This window comes from Algoriphagus faecimaris (assembly GCF_900101705.1).
In the GTDB taxonomy this organism is placed as follows: Bacteria; Bacteroidota; Bacteroidia; order Cytophagales; family Cyclobacteriaceae; genus Algoriphagus; species Algoriphagus faecimaris.
In genome coordinates, this window is sequence record NZ_FNAC01000001.1 from 96674 (window position 1) to 117048 (window position 20375).

Annotated in this window: 25 protein-coding genes; 14 read left to right on the forward strand and 11 right to left on the reverse strand. The window is 40.8% G+C overall.

The window, feature by feature from the left end; translation table 11 throughout:
* Positions 1–78 precede the first annotated feature (78 nt).
* The 3 genes from BLQ57_RS00405 to BLQ57_RS00415 are packed head-to-tail and all read left to right on the forward strand — an operon-like array spanning position 79 to position 1899.
* Entirely contained in the window at positions 79–693 is a 615-nt protein-coding gene (locus BLQ57_RS00405) for a DUF2202 domain-containing protein (protein WP_087937658.1), read from the forward strand.
* Positions 694–696: 3 nt separating this feature from the next.
* Positions 697–1188 carry a c-type cytochrome gene (locus tag BLQ57_RS00410; RefSeq protein ID WP_087937657.1) on the forward strand — a complete coding sequence of 164 codons (492 nt, stop codon included), beginning with the start codon at positions 697–699 and terminating at the stop codon, positions 1186–1188.
* Between the two features lie 57 nt (positions 1189–1245).
* Positions 1246–1899, forward strand: a complete 654-nt coding sequence (locus BLQ57_RS00415; RefSeq protein WP_087937656.1) for a peroxiredoxin — start codon at positions 1246–1248, stop codon at positions 1897–1899.
* Between the two features lie 448 nt (positions 1900–2347).
* Here BLQ57_RS00415 and BLQ57_RS00420 read toward each other — a convergent pair whose 3' ends face one another.
* Complete coding sequence (locus BLQ57_RS00420; protein ID WP_087937655.1) at positions 2348–3274, reverse strand: AraC family transcriptional regulator; 927 nt, start codon at positions 3272–3274, stop codon at positions 2348–2350.
* A 173-nt stretch (positions 3275–3447) separates the two neighbouring features.
* Here BLQ57_RS00420 and BLQ57_RS00425 point away from each other — a divergent pair, with 173 nt between their 5' ends.
* From BLQ57_RS00425 to BLQ57_RS00445, 5 genes are all read left to right on the forward strand, one after another.
* Entirely contained in the window at positions 3448–4974 is a 1527-nt protein-coding gene (locus BLQ57_RS00425) for an aldehyde dehydrogenase family protein (protein ID WP_087937654.1), read from the forward strand.
* A 79-nt stretch (positions 4975–5053) separates the two neighbouring features.
* A complete protein-coding gene (locus tag BLQ57_RS00430; protein ID WP_087937653.1) occupies positions 5054–5458 on the forward strand; it encodes a DUF779 domain-containing protein in 405 nt (134 codons plus the stop codon).
* Between the two features lie 82 nt (positions 5459–5540).
* Positions 5541–6704, forward strand: a complete 1164-nt coding sequence (locus BLQ57_RS00435) for a dipeptidase (protein WP_087937652.1) — start codon at positions 5541–5543, stop codon at positions 6702–6704.
* A 1-nt stretch (position 6705) separates the two neighbouring features.
* Entirely contained in the window at positions 6706–7431 is a 726-nt protein-coding gene (locus BLQ57_RS00440; RefSeq protein ID WP_087937651.1) for a VIT1/CCC1 transporter family protein, read from the forward strand.
* Positions 7432–7434: 3 nt separating this feature from the next.
* Entirely contained in the window at positions 7435–8199 is a 765-nt protein-coding gene (locus tag BLQ57_RS00445; RefSeq protein ID WP_087937650.1) for a DUF5995 family protein, read from the forward strand.
* Positions 8200–8211: 12 nt separating this feature from the next.
* On the opposite strand, the gene BLQ57_RS00450 is transcribed toward BLQ57_RS00445, so the two are convergent.
* Genes BLQ57_RS00450 through BLQ57_RS00460 form a run of 3 tightly spaced genes read right to left on the reverse strand, consistent with a single transcriptional unit; the run spans position 8212 to position 10063 of the window.
* Positions 8212–8628 (reverse strand): type II toxin-antitoxin system VapC family toxin, encoded by a 417-nt coding sequence (locus tag BLQ57_RS00450; protein WP_087937649.1) that lies wholly within the window; start codon positions 8626–8628, stop codon positions 8212–8214.
* Positions 8625–8882: a DUF6364 family protein gene (locus BLQ57_RS00455; protein WP_087937648.1), complete on the reverse strand. Its 258-nt coding sequence runs from the start codon at positions 8880–8882 to the stop codon at positions 8625–8627. Before BLQ57_RS00455 ends, BLQ57_RS00450 begins: the two co-directional genes overlap by 4 nt.
* A gap of 50 nt (positions 8883–8932) precedes the next feature.
* On the reverse strand, positions 8933–10063 hold the full coding sequence (locus BLQ57_RS00460) for a DUF4407 domain-containing protein (RefSeq protein WP_087937647.1): 1131 nt from the start codon (positions 10061–10063) through the stop codon (positions 8933–8935).
* 228 nt (positions 10064–10291) lie between these two features.
* Between BLQ57_RS00460 and BLQ57_RS00465 the strand changes: the two genes are divergently transcribed.
* Positions 10292–10945 (forward strand): GDSL-type esterase/lipase family protein, encoded by a 654-nt coding sequence (locus tag BLQ57_RS00465; protein WP_087937646.1) that lies wholly within the window; start codon positions 10292–10294, stop codon positions 10943–10945.
* On the opposite strand, the gene BLQ57_RS00470 is transcribed toward BLQ57_RS00465, so the two are convergent.
* Positions 10946–11542 carry an outer membrane beta-barrel protein gene (locus tag BLQ57_RS00470; protein WP_139162629.1) on the reverse strand — a complete coding sequence of 199 codons (597 nt, stop codon included), beginning with the start codon at positions 11540–11542 and terminating at the stop codon, positions 10946–10948. It lies immediately after the preceding gene.
* Between the two features lie 211 nt (positions 11543–11753).
* Here BLQ57_RS00470 and msrA point away from each other — a divergent pair, with 211 nt between their 5' ends.
* Together msrA and BLQ57_RS00480 are read left to right on the forward strand one after the other, a co-directional pair.
* Entirely contained in the window at positions 11754–12827 is a 1074-nt protein-coding gene (gene msrA, locus BLQ57_RS00475) for a peptide-methionine (S)-S-oxide reductase MsrA (protein ID WP_175444637.1), read from the forward strand.
* Between the two features lie 310 nt (positions 12828–13137).
* Entirely contained in the window at positions 13138–13530 is a 393-nt protein-coding gene (locus BLQ57_RS00480; RefSeq protein ID WP_087937643.1) for a response regulator, read from the forward strand.
* Here BLQ57_RS00480 and BLQ57_RS00485 read toward each other — a convergent pair.
* Positions 13527–14132 (reverse strand): alpha-ketoglutarate-dependent dioxygenase AlkB family protein, encoded by a 606-nt coding sequence (locus BLQ57_RS00485; protein WP_087937642.1) that lies wholly within the window; start codon positions 14130–14132, stop codon positions 13527–13529. The genes BLQ57_RS00480 and BLQ57_RS00485 overlap by 4 nt on opposite strands.
* A 101-nt stretch (positions 14133–14233) precedes the next feature.
* On the opposite strand from BLQ57_RS00485, the gene BLQ57_RS00490 reads away from it, so the two are divergent.
* The gene (locus BLQ57_RS00490) at positions 14234–14635 is read left to right on the forward strand and encodes a hypothetical protein (RefSeq protein WP_087937641.1); all 402 of its coding nucleotides are present in this window, start codon (positions 14234–14236) and stop codon (positions 14633–14635) included.
* A 2-nt stretch (positions 14636–14637) separates the two neighbouring features.
* On the opposite strand, the gene BLQ57_RS00495 is transcribed toward BLQ57_RS00490, so the two are convergent.
* Positions 14638–15063 carry a Dabb family protein gene (locus BLQ57_RS00495; protein WP_087937640.1) on the reverse strand — a complete coding sequence of 142 codons (426 nt, stop codon included), beginning with the start codon at positions 15061–15063 and terminating at the stop codon, positions 14638–14640.
* A gap of 130 nt (positions 15064–15193) precedes the next feature.
* On the opposite strand from BLQ57_RS00495, the gene BLQ57_RS00500 reads away from it, so the two are divergent.
* Together BLQ57_RS00500 and BLQ57_RS00505 are read left to right on the forward strand one after the other, a co-directional pair.
* Complete coding sequence (locus BLQ57_RS00500) at positions 15194–16378, forward strand: hypothetical protein (RefSeq protein ID WP_087937639.1); 1185 nt, start codon at positions 15194–15196, stop codon at positions 16376–16378.
* 4 nt (positions 16379–16382) lie between these two features.
* Positions 16383–17372 (forward strand): 2-hydroxyacid dehydrogenase, encoded by a 990-nt coding sequence (locus BLQ57_RS00505; RefSeq protein WP_087937638.1) that lies wholly within the window; start codon positions 16383–16385, stop codon positions 17370–17372.
* Positions 17373–17433: 61 nt separating this feature from the next.
* Here BLQ57_RS00505 and BLQ57_RS00510 read toward each other — a convergent pair whose 3' ends face one another.
* From BLQ57_RS00510 to BLQ57_RS00525, 4 genes are read right to left on the reverse strand one after another with little or no spacing between them, the layout of a single operon-like run.
* Entirely contained in the window at positions 17434–17628 is a 195-nt protein-coding gene (locus BLQ57_RS00510) for a cold-shock protein (protein ID WP_087937637.1), read from the reverse strand.
* A 5-nt stretch (positions 17629–17633) separates the two neighbouring features.
* A complete protein-coding gene (locus BLQ57_RS00515) occupies positions 17634–17882 on the reverse strand; it encodes a cold-shock protein (RefSeq protein WP_087937636.1) in 249 nt (82 codons plus the stop codon).
* A 9-nt stretch (positions 17883–17891) separates the two neighbouring features.
* Positions 17892–19088 carry a DEAD/DEAH box helicase gene (locus tag BLQ57_RS00520; RefSeq protein ID WP_087937635.1) on the reverse strand — a complete coding sequence of 399 codons (1197 nt, stop codon included), beginning with the start codon at positions 19086–19088 and terminating at the stop codon, positions 17892–17894.
* A gap of 2 nt (positions 19089–19090) precedes the next feature.
* Positions 19091–20080 carry a fatty acid desaturase family protein gene (locus BLQ57_RS00525; protein WP_087937634.1) on the reverse strand — a complete coding sequence of 330 codons (990 nt, stop codon included), beginning with the start codon at positions 20078–20080 and terminating at the stop codon, positions 19091–19093.
* Positions 20081–20375 lie beyond the last annotated feature (295 nt).

Sequence of the window (20375 nt, forward strand, 5' to 3'; positions counted from 1 at the left end):
TAAATAAATTTGCAAGTGAGTTTTATCACCTTGAAGTAGAGCTATTCACGGTAAATTTCTTCAGTAAAAGAAAGCACTATGAAAAAGCTAATCATCGTTTTCGCTGTCCTATTTGTAGGACTCTCGGCTTGTCAAGAAAGTGAGAGCCCCACACCTAGCCCCCAGCTTTCAGCAGCAGAGGTGGAGACCTTAATCTTCACTCGAGAAGAGGAAAAACTCGCCTTCGATGTGTACTCTTATGCTTTCGAGCAATATGGAATTACCGCTTTTCAAAATATTGCCAAAAGTGAGACACAGCATATTCAATCGGTTTTGAGACTGATGGCAAGTTATGGCATTTCGGATCCCTTAAATGGAGATCAGACACTTGGAAAGTTTACTGACCCTGCGCTGCAGCTTTTATTTAAGCAATTAAAGGAAAGAGTTGACCTCTCCGAGTCAGAAGCTGTTAAAGTTGGCCTACTGATCGAAGACATGGATATCTATGATCTGCAGATGGGAATACTAGAAACCGATAAAGCCCTAATTCAAGCATTGTATCAAAGCCTCATGTGTGGTTCTGAAAATCACATGCGCTCTTTCTACAACCTAGCAACACAAGCTGGAATTGACTACTCGCCCGAGTACATCAGCCTGAGCGAGTATAATCAAATCATCAACTCTTCACGTACCTCCTGCAATTCTAATTTCTAAACCATGCATCTCTCACTCTATTTGTGGATTGCCCTCCAATTTGTCTTTGGATCCATTTCTGATTCATACGAACAAAAACTGGAGTCTCCCGCACTCTCCTCCACTGCTCTCTTGAATGATGAAGGGCTAATTCTTTTGGAAAAGCACTGCTATGCCTGCCACAATCCAAGATCCACCTCACATGAGCAGATCATTGCCCCTCCGCTCTATGGAGTCAAAAAGCATTATCTGGAGAAATTTCCTGAGAAACGTGAATTTACAGAAGCGATGAAAAGCTTTATTACCAATCCTACAGAAGAAAAAGCCTTAATGAAAGGGCCCATCAAGCGATTTGGGCTAATGCCAAAACCGGTAGTCTCTGACGCAGACCTATCCAAGATCATTACTTATCTCTACGAATCAGAAATTGAAAATCCCGTATGGCACATAGAAAAAGACAATGAGGAAATGAAAGGAAAAAAGGGATCGGGTGTGACCAAGATCACGATTCACTAGAAAAGAAGTCGGTAGATTTGTTCTATCAATATTAAAAAACGATAATAAATCACTGATATGGAAGACCAACAAATAACTATGCCAAGAATAGGAGATTTAGCTCCTGACTTTGAAGCGATGACCACTACCGGGAAAATGAAATTTTCCGAATACATTAAGGATAGCTGGACCATTCTCTTTTCTCACCCTGCGGATTTCACACCCGTATGTACTACAGAAATGAGTGGTTTTGCCCTAGACCAAGGCTTCTTCGATGAGCATCAGACCAAACTGGTGGGATTGAGTATCGACTCTATTCACGCTCATATTGCTTGGGTCAATAATGTAAAAAAGAATACTGGAGTCCTTTTCGAATTCCCAATCATTGCCGACATCGACATGAGCGTTTCCAAGCGCTACGGGATGCTTCAGCCGGGAGAAAGTGAAACAGCAGCAGTGCGAGCGGTTTTCTTCATTGATCCGGCAGGTAAAATCCGATTGATCATGTACTACCCGCTTAACGTGGGAAGAAATATGGAGGAAATCAAACGTGCTTTGATCGCCCTTCAAACTGCAGATAAGCATAAAGTATCTCTACCGCTCAACTGGGTACCTGGAGAGAAAGCAATTGTTTCTCCACCCAAGACGGTCTCTGAAATGATTGAACGAGAAGAGAGTGACTATGAAATGGTAGATTTCTATTTAGCGAAAAAAGATCTACCTCAAGATTAAGATTTTTGGATTAAAGGGTTAATTAATGGGAAACCTTCTCGAAATTTTCGGGAAGGTTTTTTTTATTCAATGTTAAAAAACAAAATATTATTTACCTCAAAAATAATAATAAGACAAAACCAATATTGATAAATTTTACATAAAAATAACAAAATGGGGTTCTGTTTTAAACCAGTCTATAAGTATCTAACAAAAATTAAAACAAACTAGCTATAAAAAAAGAGAGCTTTTCCGAAGAAAAGCTCTCAATGCGGGTCTATTGTTAATGGATTAAAACCATATAAAATTTGGCAAACGAATGAGTTGACTATCAATTTTATCTACCAAAATTTATTAAACTTAATAAAATCTATTTTAAATCCATGATTTCGAAAATAAATTTTCCTGATTTTTTTCATAATGGATAGAAAACAGGATAAGTGGATCGTAAGCAAAGCGAATTCCTAACTTATCCCAAGGCCCCTGTCTGATACACCTTTGGCGTGGACCCAAATTCTTGCTTAAATGCTCTGATGAAATAACTGATATTTTTAAAACCCGCCATACAGGCAACCTCTTTCACTTGAAAATCTCCAATTTTTAGGTAATTTCTTGCCAATTTCAACCGCTCTTTCAACACAAACTCCATGGGCGTCAAGCCCAACTCTTGCTTAAAGCTTCTCACAAAATGCGCCTTACTCATACAAGCCTTAGACGCCAACTCTTCCAGGCTGATAGTTTCCCTGAGGTGCTTTTTGATGTATTCTACTGTGTAGGCTAGTCGGTTTCCCGATGCAAGCTGCTTATAGGTCTTCTCCAGCATATCTCGGGCTTGCGTTTGGCTCAACCGGATCAAAAGTTCTTTCAAAGCCAGTGAAGCAATCAAATCTTTTTCTCTGGAGCGCTCTTTGACCCCGATCTTAATGAATCGATTGATGATTTCGCTAAGCTCATTGGTATTAATCAAATGGAATGAAGTCAAGTCAAGCCCCCACTCCTGCGTCAAGACCCGATCTGAAAATCGCTCATTGAGCATATTAAAAGTATTTTCAATCATCTCCTTTGAAATAGACAAGGCAATGCACTGTGTGGGATTATCCCATTTAGCTTCGGGAAAATCTATTTTCATCACTTCATTGGGCGGCACTATCACTGATTCGCCCGGTAGATAATCAAATCCTGGTTTTTCAAAAAGGTGCATTACCTTTTTGCCCTTCAGCATCGTCGTCAATACCAGATCCCCAAAAACCAAATTGACGTTCTCCGCTTCTTGATGAGTTTCAAAAATATTTAACTCACAATTGTCCAGTGTGTAGGTCGTCCTGTTTTCCACCAGAGTTTTTAAATCCTTAGGATTTCTCCAAGGAACTCCTGCTATAAAGTTACTTTGGGCCATTTCGTAATTTACGACTTAGAGTTTGACTTTAAAAGAATCAGTAAGGTGAAGAATACTTAAAAAAAATTAAATCCACAGAAATCCCGCAATCTGGTAACATTTCCTGCGCATTCAGTGTCATTTTTTGACTTATTTATTTAAGAATTTTGAGAAAAACCAAAATAACTTAAAACATGAGTACACAAACCCTATCACAGGCCACTCCCGTAGAAAGGCCTCAAGTAAAAGAAAAATACGATCATTTTATTGGCGGAAAGTGGGTAGCTCCCAGCAATGGAGAGTATTTTGACAACATCTCTCCAGTGGATGGTTCAGTTTTTTCAAAAGCTGCCCGGGGAAATAAGGAAGACGTGGAAAAGGCATTGGATGCGGCACATGAGGCATTTAAATCCTGGTCCAAAACCTCAGCAGCAGAACGATCCAGAGTGCTGAATAAAATAGCAGACGTCATAGAGGAAAACCTAGAGATGCTTGCCCGTATCGAAACCATGGACAATGGCAAGGCCCTTCGGGAAACGAGAGCCGCGGATCTTCCCCTTTGCGTGGATCATTTCAGGTACTTTGCAGGAGTCATACGCGCAGACGAAAGCACAATTTCCGAACACGATGAGCATACTGTCAGTATCGCATTAAGTGAGCCACTTGGAGTAGTAGGTCAGATCATCCCTTGGAATTTCCCCTTGCTGATGGCAACTTGGAAAATCGCTCCTGCACTAGCAGCCGGTTGCTGTACCGTCGTAAAACCAGCCGAGCAGACACCTACGAGTATCATGGTGCTCATGGAGCTGATTGCTGATGTACTTCCTGCAGGAGTATTGAATGTAGTGACTGGTTTCGGGCCTGAAGCAGGAAAGCCTCTTGCCACTTCTCCCCGAGTAGCTAAGGTAGCCTTCACCGGGGAAACTACCACAGGACGTCTGATCATGCAGTATGCATCCGAAAACCTCATTCCTGTCACCATGGAGCTAGGAGGCAAGTCACCTAATATTTTCATGAAGTCTATTGCAGATGCTGATGATGATTTCTTTGACAAGTGCGTCGAAGGTGCTGTCATGTTTGCTTTGAATCAAGGGGAAGTATGTACTTGTCCTTCGAGGATTTTGGTTCATGAGGATATTTATGATGTGTTTATGGAGAAAGTGATCGCCCGAACCAAAGCCATTAAAATGGGTCATCCGCTAGCCGAAGATACCATGATGGGTGCTCAAGCTTCTAATGATCAATATGAAAAAATCCTATCTTACTTCGAAATCGGCAAAGAAGAAGGCGCAACTATTCTGACCGGTGGAGCCAAAGCAGGATTAAATTCCGGCTTGGAAAATGGTTTCTATATCCAACCTACCATTATGAAAGGGCATAATAAAATGCGGGTATTCCAAGAGGAAATCTTTGGTCCTGTGACCTGTGTGACTACTTTCAAAACGACTGAGGAAGCGATCGAAATCGCCAATGACACCATGTACGGATTAGGTGCTGGACTTTGGTCCAGGGATGCACACGAGCTCTATCAAGTTCCTAGAGCCATTCAAGCTGGCCGGGTTTGGGTCAACTGCTATCATGCTTATCCAGCACATGCTCCTTTTGGAGGTTACAAAAAATCCGGCTTTGGCCGTGAAAACCATGCGATGATGCTTAACCATTATCGTCAAACCAAAAACATGCTGATTTCATACAGCAAGCAGAAATTAGGATTCTTCTAGAATTGGTAATTTCTTTTGACCAAAGGCGGGAAAAATCATTTCTCGCCTTTATTTGCTTAACATACAAACCCAAAATACCATGACCCATACCCAACGAGTTTTGATCACCGAGTCCGCCAAAGAAACGATAGACACCTTAAGAAAGCGATTTGGAAGTGAACTAATGTTTCATCAAAGCGGTGGATGCTGTGATGGATCCTCTCCTATGTGTTTCGAAAAGGGAGACTTCAAAGTGGGTTCACAGGACATATGGATGGGAGAAGTATATGGCTGTGATTTTTTCATGTCCGCTGATCAGTTTGAGTACTGGAAGCATACCCAATTGACCCTGGACATTACCCCCGGAAGAGGAAGTAGTTTTTCGATCGAAATCCCAATGGGTATTCGTTTCATCATTCGGTCCCGGATGTTTACGATGGAAGAACTTCAAAATCTGGAACCCACCAAAACTGGAGAGGAAGTTTTGGCGGAAAAAATAGATTAAATACATACTACCCAATCGCCTCTTATCCTAGGCATATTGATTGTATCAACTTTTGTTTAACTTGATCAGGAAAAACCTACCTATGAAAAAAATCCTGATTTTCTTTCTTCTCCTTTTCTTAGTTTATCTGATAGGTATCAATACAGTGCCTTCCTATATCGAATCCGACCGAAATCCAGTCAAAAATCCAAGTCCTTACCCAGTCTCAAACGAAGCTTATGATCTATACAATAGGCTAGATTTCATCGCTGACCTACATTGTGATGCTCTACTCTGGGGTAGAGACCTAACAAAACGTGGGAATCGAGGTCATGTAGACTTCCCAAGAATGAGAGAAGTGAATGTTGCTTTGGAAATGTTCACAATTGTATCCAAGTCGCCTGCGGGGCAAAATATGGAGAAAAACAGTTCTGATGCATTTGACAATATCACACCGCTGACCATAGCAAAAGGTGAAAGTCCATTCAACTGGTTTAGTCTTATTAACAGAACACTCTCGCAAGCTCAAGCATTAGAAAAATTTGCTGCTAAGGAGGAGGGAAATATGATTGTTATCAAGACTAAGGAGGACCTGCTTCGATTAATTGAAATGCGGAAAAAAAACCCAAAAGTAATAGGGGGAATGATCGGGATAGAGGGAGCACATGCTTTGGAAGGCAAACTTGAAAATATTGACGCCGTCTATAATGCAGGAATCCGAATGATAGGTCCCACCCATTTTTTTGACAACGAATTAGGAGGGTCTGCCCATGGAGAGAGTGGAGAGGGCCTTTCTGCTTTTGGCAAGGAAGTGATTATGAAAATGAATGAACTGGGTATTTTTATCGATTTGGCACATTCCTCCCCAGCCATCATTGATGATGTCTTGGCATTGTCTTCGAATCCTGTAATAGTTTCTCACACAGGACTAAAGTCAGTTTTAAATTCCCAAAGAAATCTAAGCGACGAACAGATTCAACGGATTGCACGAAAAAAAGGTATTATTGGTATTGCATTTTTTGAAAAAGCAGTAGGCAACCCCGAACTCCCAAATATAATCGCATCTATAAAGCATATCCGAGATTTGGTTGGGATTGAATATGTTGCTTTGGGGTCTGATTATGATGGTTCTGTAGCAGTCCCTTTTGATATTACTGGACTCCCGCTAATCGTAGAGGGTCTACTAAAAGAAGGTTTTACCGAATCTGAAATACGTGCGGTCATGGGAGAAAATGTAAAGCGTTTTTTGCTCAAAAACCTCAAATGAAATGAACGAAAAAATTTTACATCAAGAGTCTGCCAAATTTGGCAAACTGCAAGAATACATGCGGGAGTTTGTCTATGGTGGCATCGATGGGGCTGTAACGACATTTGCGGTAGTAGCTGGTGGTTTTGGAGCCAATTTGGATACTGGCATTATTTTGATTTTGGGCTTTGCTAATCTCCTAGCGGATGGATTTTCCATGTCTGTCGGCGCTTACCTTTCAGCCAAAACAGATAAAGAGAACTTCAAAAAGCACGAGAAAATAGAATATTGGGAGGTAGAAAATATCCCTGAAAAAGAGGAAGAAGAAATCCGAGAAATCTATGCTTCCAAGGGTTTCAAGGGAGATTTATTAGAAAAAGTGGTCCAACAAATCTGCTCTGACAAAGACCTTTGGGTAGCAGAAATGATGAAAGACGAATTGGAAATGATGGAAGAGACCAAAAGCCCCTTTAAAATCGGCTTAGCTACACTTGTATCTTTTGTTTTGGTAGGCTTCATTCCCCTTTTGGTTTATTTGATTGATTTTTTTAGGCCTATTGATAATAATATTTTCCTTTTCACAAGCATCTTAACTGGCTTCGCTTTTATGCTAGTTGGGTGGATGAAAAGCTGGGTCAATCACACCTCTACTTTCAGAAGTATCACAGAGACGGTAGGATTAGGACTCTTAGCCGCCTTGGTGGCCTATTACGTGGGAGATATTTTAGAAGGCTTCTTTATCCAATAAGTCATGACGACAATCAATGAGGTACTTCTTCGCATGGATCAAATTGTTGCTGAATGTCATCAGCGGCAAAGCAGAATGGGCTATTTTGCGATTCTCTATAGGCAAGTGACTCGCAGGATCAGAGATGGGATTTTGGCGGGGGAATTCCTAGATAATCCCAGAATGGAATTATTGGATGTACTTTTTGCCCAGCGGTTTATTGAAGCTTACGATTTTTGGAATGCAAACCAAAGCGCAACTCAAAGCTGGCGATTAGCCTTTCAGGCAAGCTCTAACTCCAAGCACCTAGTGATTCAGCACCTGTTTCTAGGAATTAATGCCCATATCAATTTGGATCTAGGAATAGCCGCCTCTGAAACCATGCGCGGTAAAAACCTCTTAGACATCAAAGCTGACTTTGATAAAATCAATGAGATTCTGGCTGAATTGGTAGATGATGTAAAGGCTAATATCAGCAAAGTCTCTCCAATTTTTGGCTGGCTAATCCCTTTAGCAAAGGGTAAAGATGAAATGCTGCTAAATTTCTCGATTCAATTAGCACGAGATGGAGCTTGGAAGTATGCCAAGGAATATCATGCTGATCCCAACAAGGAATTTCAGATCAATGATCGTGATAATAACATCGCTGCCCTTGCTCAAAAGCTTATCAATCCTGGAAAACTCCTAAGCTTCCTGATCAGAATCATAGGTTTTGCCGAATGGAAAACCGTCAGCAAAACAATGGAGCAGTTGGATCAGGTAGCTCATAAAACTTTCCAAAAGTTTTGATTCCAAAGAGGTCTAAAATATCACCTCATCCAAAAACTTTCGACAGTCATAAACGGGGATCTCTGAAAAATAAAAGCCTTCCGAATCTTCGGTGATGATGGCTTGACAATCATGTAGCAAAGCGGAATAATACTCCAAGCCATCCTCGAAATCGACAACACTAGGATCAGAAACTGCTCGAGAAACCACTATCGAATCTACTGAAGCAATATGAAGCTTGGAAGAAAGGACTTCCATTTTTCGTTTAGCAAGACCTGCTCCACTTTTTTTCTCTGCAAAATAAAAAGCAATAGCTAAGCAAATGGGCGTGGTATAAAGTTGATAGCGAAGCTGATCAGCCAAACTTAAGATTCGCGCCGAATGCGGAAAAAGCGGATATTCCTTATTCAATACAGAAACCAGAACATTCGCATCAAGAAAAACTTTCATTTTTTACTGCCAAAAAATTCATCCTTCATTGCTTTTCGGCTCGATGAAGTACGCTTATATTCTACCTCACCCTGAGACACCATATTTACCCAATCAGCAATCGGAAGCTCCTCCAACGATTGGTAATTTTTGGAAGTCATCTGTGCATAGAGAAACTCCGTCAGTCTGGAAAGGCTGATGTTGTTTTGGTCGGCAAAACCCTTGGCTCGCTCTATGATGTCTTTATTAAAAGACAAAGTGATTTTAGTATCCATAGCACCATCAATTATTTTATACCGTAAAGAAAAAAATATTTACACGTATTTCAAAACAACTCTCTGATTTTCTTCAATTTCCACTCCCAATTTGCCAATTCCCGATCGGTTTCCGCACGGTTTTTTCGATTGGTTTTTTCCTTTTTCAAGTCAGTGGCGAAAAAATGGGTATCCTGAAAATAACCAACCCTAGCCTCTGATTCTCCTTTGGCAATGGTCCACTTTTCACCTTTGAATAGCTTGATGCGATCTTCATGCAATTCCAAAAGCTCATCATAAGGGCCACGAGGCGAAATTAATTTGACGAAAATCGGGGCCGTCTCAATCGCTATAAAAAGTAGCATGATAAAGGCATTGGCCATTGCCATTGCAGAGCTCTCGGTGGTCAAAACCGACAGCGCATCCATTCGAGCCGCCAGACCATCAAAGCCTTCGATTCCCGGTTGCTGCTTTTCAAACTCCGCTTGTCGCAAAGCCATAAATTCACGTATCTGGGACTCGAGGGTATCGATTCGCGCTTGATTTCTACTTCTCAGCTGCTCGAGAGTCGATTGTGCCGCGTCCAGCTGCTCTTCCTTCTTTTTGGCATTAGTCCCTAATCCGACTATTCCACTTGTACCTAAGGTTTTTTCTCCAAAACGCTCAGCATCGTATTCTCCCTGAAGCTGATCCCGAAAGGCTTCCGACTTTGAAACCTCTTCTTTTAGCGATTCAATTCTCCCTTCCAGTTCCAAAATCTCGGGAAAGCCTTTAGCCAAATTGGTTTTTGCTTCCGCAATAAATTCTGTTTTTTTCTCGTCTAGCTTTCGGTTGATTTCCCGCTCAAACATCTTCAACTCGAGTGGCTTCGAGATGACCAAAGCCAATAAAACCGCCAAGACCAGCCTTGGAATCGCCAGCTTCCATTCATCCCATGCATTTTCTTTTTTACGCATACTCGATACGATAAACCGATCCAGGTTGAAAATCATTAAGCCCCATAGCAAACCGAAGCCAATTGAAGGCACCAAGCTTTGGAAAACCGTAAACAAAGCATACCCAGCTGCCAAAGCTGCCAATACCCCAGTGAAAAACACCGTGGCTCCTATCCCCATATATTTGTTTGATTCGGTGGGAGTTCGCTTGAGAATAGAAAAATTAGCACCGCTACAAAACCAGAAAAAACGAGTAATAGACTTCATACTTAGAGGATTTTTAAGTAAAAACTATTTGCTAAAACTCTTCCAAATTGAATGATAAAAATAGCTAAGTTATAAAAGCAGCCCAAATCGGGATGAAAAAGGGCATTTGAGTGACAGAAATTGCAATCCACTTAAAATGAACACTTTCAATAGCTGTCCTTATTGTTCAGATTCGTGCATCGAATGAACGGTTTTGGTTCAGCCGATTTTTGAATTAAGTTTGTGACTATGAAAAAAATCCTCCTTTCCCTTTCCGCATTATTGATCTTAGCTTTTCAATTGATCAGCGCTCAAACTTTGCCCTATGAGCAGGAAGTGAAATCACTGAGTGCCAAAATAGACAGTGTAGGTTGGTCAGCAGGCGGCACTGTATTTACGGGTAGTTCGACGATCCGAATGTGGAAGGACTTAGGTGCTGATTTCCCTGAGCACCCCTTGATCAATACTGGATTTGGGGGTTCACAGGCCAAGGACTTGCAGCGGTTTTTGTATCCCTTGGTTCTCAGATTCGAACCTTCCCGAGTTTTCATTTACGAAGGAGACAATGACATCTGGGCTGATGTCTCCGCTCAGGAGATAATCCATACGTTTGAGGATATCCTCAGTCGTATTCATTTAGCCAACCCTCAGACAGAAATTTATTTGATCGGTGCTAAACCCAGCCCTAGCCGATGGGAGAAGGCGAGCAGCTACCAAGAGTTCAACAAGCAGCTTAAGGATCTATCAATTAGAAAAGAAAAAGTGACTTTCGTCGATACCTGGGCTGCTTTGACAGATGCCGAAGGACAGCCTAGGCCTGAGCTATACCTCAAAGACCAGTTACATTTAAATGATGAAGGATATCTAATCTGGAAAGATATTTTTAGGCCTTATTTTGATTAATCAAGGGCCAAAAACACGAAGAGAAACGGCCAACACAATTTGCTGAGATCGGAAGCTTTGATCTTGACCAAATACCCGATCAAATTTGAACTTCTGATCGTTAAACTCCCGCTCATAGCGTAAGTCCACTCCTACCGGCCCCAGAGAAACTCCCATCCCAAATTGATACCCCATACGGAGTCGGCTATTAAAATCACTTGAATTGTCAGGAAGAAAATTATCGTCTAGGGTGTAATGAAAAGATGGGCCCGCAAAAACATTGATGACTCTAAATAGGCGAATTCCAGCTAAAATGGGGGCATCTATTCGTCTAGCTTCGGCATCAATCAAACCGGTATTGAATCGGGTTTCGGTATAGACTAACTCCGGTCTCAAATAGATATCGTAAGAATTCATTGTATAAAAAACTCCGGCGTGATATCCTACTCCACCAAGTGGGTCTTTCCATACAGACTCTGCATCACGAAAATATTTACCTGAAGTATTGTAATTCATCCCTGCTTTCACTCCAAAACCGGAACCTTGCTGCGCAGTCGTCGCGAAAGCAAAAGAGAAAAGTAAACTTACTACGGCAAATCCAATTTTTGATAGTTTCATAAGCAATACGGTTTTTGGAATGAGTCTAAGCCAAGGCTCATTTAGTAACCAGAGTTGATCTCTTTTTTGATCATTTTCGTAAATCTTAAGAAATGACTCCAAACACAAGACGAACTTTGGTGTTTCCTTTCCAGTTTCAAATACAAGACCAAACTGTAGAAACTAATCTTTGATTAATAAATTTATGTACGATCACCTAAATACAAACCCTATGATACTATCACTCTTCCTAGCTCTTGTGATGGCTTGCTCTCCCGGAGAAAGGTCCGAGGAGCGAACTGATGTTGAGGCGAACAAGACGGAACAATTCTCTGGAAAAACCGAAAAAGCTACTTTTGCAGGTGGATGTTTTTGGTGTGTAGAGGCTCCTTTTGAGGAGGTGGATGGTGTTATTTCAGTACTTTCCGGCTATGCCGGAGGGAAAGAAAAAAACCCTACCTATGGAGAGGTTAGCGGGGGTAGAACTTCCCACAGGGAGTCAGTTCAGATCACCTTTGACCCAGAAGTTATCAGTTACTCTGAATTAGTGGATATTTTCTGGCAAACCTTTGACCCCACAGATGTCGGCGGATCCTTCTATGATAGAGGAAGCCAATACGAATCAGCCATATTTTACCATGACACTGAGCAAAAGAAAGTAGCCGAAGAGTCCAAAAAACGGTTGGATCAATCAGGTAAATTTGATAAGCCTGTCGCTACACCCATCATCAAATACACCAACTTCTACGAAGCGGAAGACTACCACCAAGATTATTACAAGAAGAATCCCGCAGACTACTATTCCTACAGAAGAGGAAGTGGCCGGGATGCCTTTATTAAGAAATACTGGCCCGAATTGTCCGCTGAGAAATACCCGGCGAAATCCAAAAAAGAGCTGAAAGAAACCCTGACTCCTCTACAATATGAGGTCACTATGGAAGACGAGACCGAATACGCATTCCAAAATGAGTATAATGGTAATAAAGAAGATGGAATCTACGTATGCATTGTGTCCGGGGCTCCTCTATTCAGCTCCAAAGACAAATACGAATCGGGCTCAGGATGGCCTAGTTTCACCAAACCGATAGATGCAAGAATCATAGACAAACCTGTTGATAAAAGCTTAGGAATGACCCGAGTGGAAGTCCGCAGTAAATTGGGAAACAGTCACGTGGGCCATGTTTTCTATGACGGTCCGGAGCCTACTCAGCTTCGCTACTGTATGAATTCTGCCGCGATGAAATTTATTCCTAAAAGTGAAATGGAGTCAGCTGGATATGGAGACTATATTTGGCTTGTTGATTGATTAGTCATAAGGATAACATGATCTAAACTATAATTTCAATAAGAATTTTTATTTATTCTAAGCCCATCCGGAACTGTCTGAAAGTATTAGACTGTTCCGGATTTTCTTTTGATCAGATAAAACTATATTATTATTTCATTCCCTTCAAAAGAATTTAGCATAGGCTTACTCAACTGATTTTTTACTGAATGAACAGATATTTAAAAAAAAAATAGGGTTACATCCGAAGATCTCGATGTCATTATCAAAGAAATTTCGGAAAAAACGTATATTTCTAACCTGTTTGATCACCTAAGCTCCCCAAATAGAAATGAGTAGTAACTTCGATATCATACTTGTAGATGATGACCCTGATTTCTTATTTCTCCACGAAATCCTTGTTAAAAAAGCGGGCCTTGACTCTAATCCAAAAAAATTTAGTGATGGCCAGAAACTGGTTGAATTTCTAAAAGCCACTCCTTTAGAAAAAGCAAGTCTACTCTTACTACTCGATATCTATATGCCAGGATTGGACGGATGGGCGATCTTGGACTATATTGAATCTCTTAAGCTTCCTGGTAATATAAAAGTGATGCTCTTAAGCTCTTCTGTAAATTTTGAGGATAAACGCAAAGCAATGGAGTATGCTTCTGTGATCGAGTACATAGAAAAACCGCTGATGCTGGAATACTTAGAGCGATTGAAGGAGCAAGCCATCTTTTAACTCAGTTTTCTAAAAGTCAAATTAACTCTAGGCCCCAAAACTTTTTTGGTTTTAGGCAACTGGTGTTCCCAGAAATGTTGGCTTTCTTCTGCCATAATCAGTAGACTTCCATGACCAAGCTCTAGATTCAATTTTGGGGCTTTATTTGCGTAGTGCCTAATCTGAAATGTCCGGCTTGCCCCCAAACTCACAGAGGCAATCGTAGGATTCTTACCCAAGCTCGCCTCATTGTCTCTATGCCAGCCCATGCTATCCTGCCCATCTCGATAGTAGTTGAGCAACACATGAGTGAATTCGGTTTCACAATAATCTTTCAACTTTTCTCTTATCAAGGCCAAGGGATCTACCCACTTCAAGGCTTCCATCTGAATACCCGAGTAGGAATAAGGCACCTCTGTATCTCCAAACAAGGCCGTAAGCCGAGGCTGCATTACCTTTTTGCCAAACATCCAAATAGGTTCTTGCCTCCACGGCACAGCCTCAATCAATTGGCTTAAGAAACGATCTGCCTCCTCTTTTTGTAAAAAGTCAGCATACAAAATTGTTTTCCCCTGAAAGGGTAGTAAATTTTCATTTTCTGAATTGAATAAGCTGCTTTGCATCCTTTTATAAACTCAGGCCCCATAGGGAAGGTTTATTTTATCCGACTACATAATCAATTAATGAAAAGGCTCCTTATATTTAATCCATCAATCAAAAGCCTATGAAAAAAGCAGCATGGATTACTGGTATCATCCTGATAGGGGTGTTAGCAGGAGTGTTTTGGTATAAGTTCTTTTTTGTGTTTGGTGAAGGGGTGAAAGCCGGATCCCTAAACTACTTTGTCAAGAAGGGAATACTTTTCAAAACTTATGAGGGAAGAGTAGTACAAGAAGGTTTTCAAAGCCCTACCGCCGGAGCCCTACAAAGTAATGAATTCCGATTCAGTGTCGCAGACGAAGAGGTAGCACAACGCTTGGAAAGAGCTTCTGGCAAGTTTGTTGAGCTTCGGTACAAGGAGTACAACGGTATGCTACCATGGAGAGGTGCAAGTAATTTTGTGGTCACTGAAGTATTGACCGTCAAGGAAGACGGCCAAACTTCAGGGGTACCCTATGACCAATAAGGTCACTCTCTTGTCCAATAATCGATCACCGTCACATCCTGAAGATGTGGGCCTAATAGCTCCCCAAACCGCTGATGCGCCGGATGTGGAAGATAAGCATCTCTATCCGCTTCGGAATGAAAGGTAAGAGTAAAAGCATGAGTAAGACCTTTATTGAGTCCTTCAGGGCTGGAATTGACCCCCCATTCAAAGGCTTTTATCCCCTCTATTTCATTCTGTAAATTTCGAAAAGCATCGATCACTCCCTGAATATCCTCAGGAGAGGAAGCTTCTTTGAAAGAAAAATAAACGACGTGTCGCAAAACTGAATCAGGCTGGTTCATAATTTTTTCTTCAATTTTAACCTCCTCGACGATTTCATTTTTTTCTTGACTGGTACCGCAGGCCATTATTAAAACAAAAGGAAGGAATAGTAAGTATTTTTGCATTTGGAATCACTTTAGGGCACTGATTTACAAAATTTCAGGATAATATCCTCTGTTTTTTTATGGGATTGGTTTGATTCTATAGTTTTTCTATTAATTTCAACGAATACTTAATAGAACAACTAATTTAATTATGAAAAACTATATAAATTTCTTCCTGCTCAAGCCTATTTTGGTGATCGTTTGGTTGGGTATATTTTCTTGCGGTTCAGGCTCTGAATCCAGCGATAAAAATACTTTTCCTACATATCAACTAAGCAAAATAGATTCTTTTGAGGTAAACAACCTGACTCGGGTGATTATAAGAGATTATTCTCCTGAGGAAAAACGCTACCTCGGCTATGCCATGGTAGAGGACGAATTACTCGAAATCAGCGAATCCGGAGAAATTGTTCATCGGGTCAAGAAAAAAGGAGAAGGACCTGGACTGTATGGCAATTGGAATCCAATAGGAATAGCTTTTGGCCCCAAAGGAGAAAGAGTGGCAGAGCTTCCATTTACCATTTTCACTTTTGATTCGGAGTTTGAACTGCTTAATCAACAGCGCATCCAATCTCCCCTTCCCATACGTGGTTTTGGCCCCATGGGTCGTACAGAATACTTCCAGCATCAAGACAGTACTTATTATCTCGTAGGGCCAAGCAATTACCTCTCCGCTCATTACCTGATTAGAGATGAAGAAGGAAGAGATACTCTCCAGAATTTCTATCAGATCAATATCCAATCCGGAGAGATGAAATCAGTAGTGCCTTACAGAGAAAACTCCCCTTATTTCTCTTCAGAAAATATCTACCAAGAACTGATGACCAAGTCCTTTTTGGTCAATCATCAGACCAACGAGCTTATACTCTTACATGCTATTGAAAATGAGATCGAGATCTATGAGTTACCTAGTCTTGCATTAAAAGGCACCATCCCAATTATTCATGAGGAATTTGTACAATACCCGCCTCTGCCCATGGATACTCCCGGTAACGATGAACGCTTGAATACGCTTCGTTTTATGGCAGGAAGAAATCAAAGCTTGATCCAGCTATCAGATGCTTTCTACCTGATCCAATATTTCAAAGGAATCTCAGAGGCAGAATATCAGGCACGAAAAGGAAATGATGCGCTCTATTCTCCCACTTTTGATGTAAATGAAAAAGCTATTATTTTAATCAAAGATCAAAAACAATTACCTTACGAACTCCCTGCTATTCAGGGGACTCTTTTATTTGGATTGGGCGAAAATAAATTTTTGGTTCAAGAACCTGAAAATCCCGAAATTGAGGAAGAAGTAACCCGCTTCAGCATTTATCAAATTCAAACGAAATAAAACTATGCGCGTAGCCTTTTTCAGTACCAAATCATACGACAAAATCAGTTTTGCCAGAAATGCAGACTCTTACACCCATGAATTCACCTTTTTCGAAGCAAAATTGGACAGACATTCAGCCGTACTAGCTGAGGGACATGATGCCGTATGTGCTTTTGTCAATGACCAATTGGACAAGCAAACACTCAAAAGTCTCAAGGAAGTAGGAGTAGAACTCATAGCTTTACGCTGTGCGGGTTATAATCAGGTCGACCTGGATTGTGCTAGAAATCTAGGCATATCCATCGTACGAGTGCCAGCCTATAGTCCTGAGGCGGTAGCCGAGCATGCTTTTGCTTTGATTCTTACATTAAGCCGCAAGACCCATAAGGCTTATAACCGAGTCCGAGAAAATAACTATTCTATAGAAGGTCTTACAGGAATCAATCTACATGGCAAAACAGTCGGAGTCATAGGAACGGGAGCCATAGGTAAAGCATTCTGTCGTATAGCGCTAGGCTTTGGCTGCAAAGTTTTAGCTTATGATATCTACGAAAATGAAGAATTAAAATCACTTGGAGTCAGCTATGTCACGCTGGATGAAATCATGCAGCAGTCTACTATTCTATCCCTTCACTGTCCACTTACCCCTGATACCAAACATCTGATTAATAAAAACACCTTGGAGAAAATGCAGGATGGCTGTATGCTGATCAATACCTCTAGAGGAGCTTTGATCGAAACCAAATCGGTCATTCGCTCTTTGAAAAACGGAAAAATAGGTTTCCTAGGGATTGATGTTTACGAGCAGGAGGAAGATCTATTTTTCCAAAACCGATCCGAAGAAATACTCCAAGATGAGCAGATCGCTCGATTAATGACCTTCCCAAATGTTTTGATTACAGGACACCAAGCCTTTTTGACCAAGGAAGCTTTGGATCAAATCGCCAAGACCACACTGGATAACCTTAGTGCTTTCGAACAGGGAAAGGTGCTCGAAAATGCAGTGAAATAAAAAAATCCCCGAAACCAATAAAGGAATCGGGGACTTCATTTTTTTTAAAAAGCGGTTGGAATTATCCTACTACTTTCACGTTAACTGCGTTAACACCTTTTTTACCTTGAACTACGTCAAATGTAACTTTGTCATTTTCACGGATCTCGTGAACCAAGCCAGAGTGGTGTACAAATACATCTTCACTTTGATCAGCTGGTGTAATAAAACCAAAACCTTTGGTTGTGTTAAAGAATTTTACTGTTCCTTCATTCATGATTACTAATTTTTACTTTGTTGTTTGTTATTTGAATATTGATTTCTAGAAATCGGTTGTTTTTTTGGTGGCTCCGGTTCCGGAGGAGTTTCGGATATATTTCCAAACTCATCGACATAGGCCAACATGTCTTCCAGGTCCCCGCTTTTAGGCTGTTCTTTGCGGGCTAGTTTCTTTTCTAATTTTTCTTTTTGTTTTCTTTTTTTAAGTTCTGCTTTTTGTTTTTTGATGAATGTGTTTTGATTTTTCGACATTGTAGCTTTTTAATTGACAAATGTGATGGCTCTGCCGGTTTTACCAGCTCGACCCGTACGGCCGATTCTGTGGATATAGCTATCCATAGACATGGGAAGCTGATAATTGATCACATGGGTCACATCAGCCACGTCTATACCTCTAGCTGCCACATCAGTGGCTACTAGTACTCGTGTTAATCCTTTTTTGAACTCCTCAATCGTACGATTTCGGAAATTCTGGGATTTATTTCCATGAATCAATCCGGAGTTTATTCCCGCCTGATTCAATTTTTTACTTAATCTATCTGCAAGTCTTTTGGTCTCGGTGAAGATGATTACCTTTTCCAGATCTGGATTTTGAAATAATCCTTCCAACACTAAAAACTTATCTTCTGTTGATTTCAACCGGATGATTTCCTGGTCTACATTTTCACTGGTAGTGACACCACTGTTAACTTTCACCTCTACTGGGTTATGAAGTAGAGAATCAATCATTGCCTTTTGATTAGGCTCTAGAGTTGCACTGAAAAGCATGGTCTGACTTCTCTTAGTCATTCCTCTTACGATCTTTTTGACATCATTGATGAAGCCCATATCCAGCATACGATCAAACTCATCCAATACCAGCGTATCAAATTTATTCAAGTGCAAAAGCTTGCGATCGGTGAGATCTAGCAACCTGCCCGGAGTACCTACGACTACGTGTAGCTTTCGGCTCAGAGTTTTGAAGTCAGAATTGATATTTGTGCCTCCGATAAAGGTGGCAGAATATAGATTCAATCCTTTGGCTAGGCTTTTAAATTCCTCTTCAATCTGCAAGGCCAACTCCCGGGTAGGAGTGACGATCAAAGCGGTTTTTGCTTCGTTAGAAGACTTTATTTTTTCGATTATAGGGATCAAAAAAGCTGCGGTCTTACCGGAACCTGTATTAGATATTCCCAATAAATCCCTACCGTCCAATAATGGCAATACTGCCTGTTCTTGGATATTGGTCAAGGTTTCATATCCTTTGGCCTTTAGATTTTTGAGAAGCTGATTGGATAAAGGAAGATCAGAAAAAGGACGCTCGGATCTAAATCCTTCTTGTCCACTCGGTTGAGCTTTTTTGACAAGCAGGTTAGCATCTAGTTTGGATACTTTTGCTGCTTTTTGATTGACCCTTCCCCCTCTGTTAGCTTGTGGCTTTCCTTGAGGTTTGGGTTTGTTTCTTGTATTAAAGTGCATAATTAGGCTTTTACTGGCTCCAGCTCAGGGCTATTCCCCAAGAGATAGAGCATTTTAAAATGATCAAGTACAGCCCCTACAAAATTCGGCTTTGAATAGTAAGGAACATTAAATTCCTCAGCCGTTGCTTTTACAATTTTTGATATTTCACGATAGTGAACATGACAAATGTCCGGAAACAAGTGATGCTCAACTTGATAATTCAATCCACCGATAAACCATTCCAACATTCTGGAATTAGGCGCAAAATTACAGGTAGTTGCCATTTGATGAAGCATTCGCTCACCTTCAACTATACCATCTTCATTTGCTATTGGAAATTCTACCTCAGGCACGATGTGAGCAGTCTGGAAAACCATTGTAATTACAAACCCTGTCACTGCATGCATTGCGATAAAGGCAAGGAAGATCATTCCTGCAGAAAAGGGAGAGAATATCAAAGGTAAACCTAGGATCACAGCAAAATAGCCAAGCTTCCAAGCTATAATCTTCAGTAAATTATTTCTGTATGCATTTTTACCTTTTACCAACCCTTTTCTATGATAGCGAGTAAGCCTGACAAAATCTTTGGCTGTCACCCACCCTATCGTGGACAAGGAGTAAAAGAACCAAGCATACAAGTGTTGATACTTGTGTAGTCCGTTTTTTTCTGCGCTAGGGGAAAAACGCAAAAAGAAAGGAGCATTGATATCATCGTCGTGTTCGTCGATGTTGGTGTAACTATGATGCAACACATTGTGCTGTATCTTCCAAACTGTAGAGCTGGCGCCCACAAAATTTAGAGTATAACCAACCCACTTATTAACAGTTGGGTTTTGAGAATAAGAACCGTGGTTCGCATCATGCATCACTCCCATACCTACACCGGCCATTCCGAATCCGGCGAGTACAAAACAGGCAAATAACTGCCAAGTCTCTGTAGCTAAACCAAAAATGACTGCTGCGATAGGAAGAAGATACAGAGAAAGCAACACTATAGTCTTTACGACCATGTGTGCATTACCGTATTTAGATTGATTTGTGGCCTTGAAATGACCATAAACTCTACTTCGGAGGGTTTGAGAGAATTCAGATAAAACTGATTCTGAGAATCTTACTGTTTTAATAGACTTAGTATTAGGTGATAAACTTAATTTGTTCCCGAGGGATTTGCTGCAGGTTTTAATTTTTCGCTCGATAGGCGATCCATTAAAAAAGTAGAAAGAAGAGAATTAAAACCTTTGCAAGGAGGAACTCTGAAATTTGCTACTTAAGCAGGTTGATAATCAACGCTTGATTATTTCAATG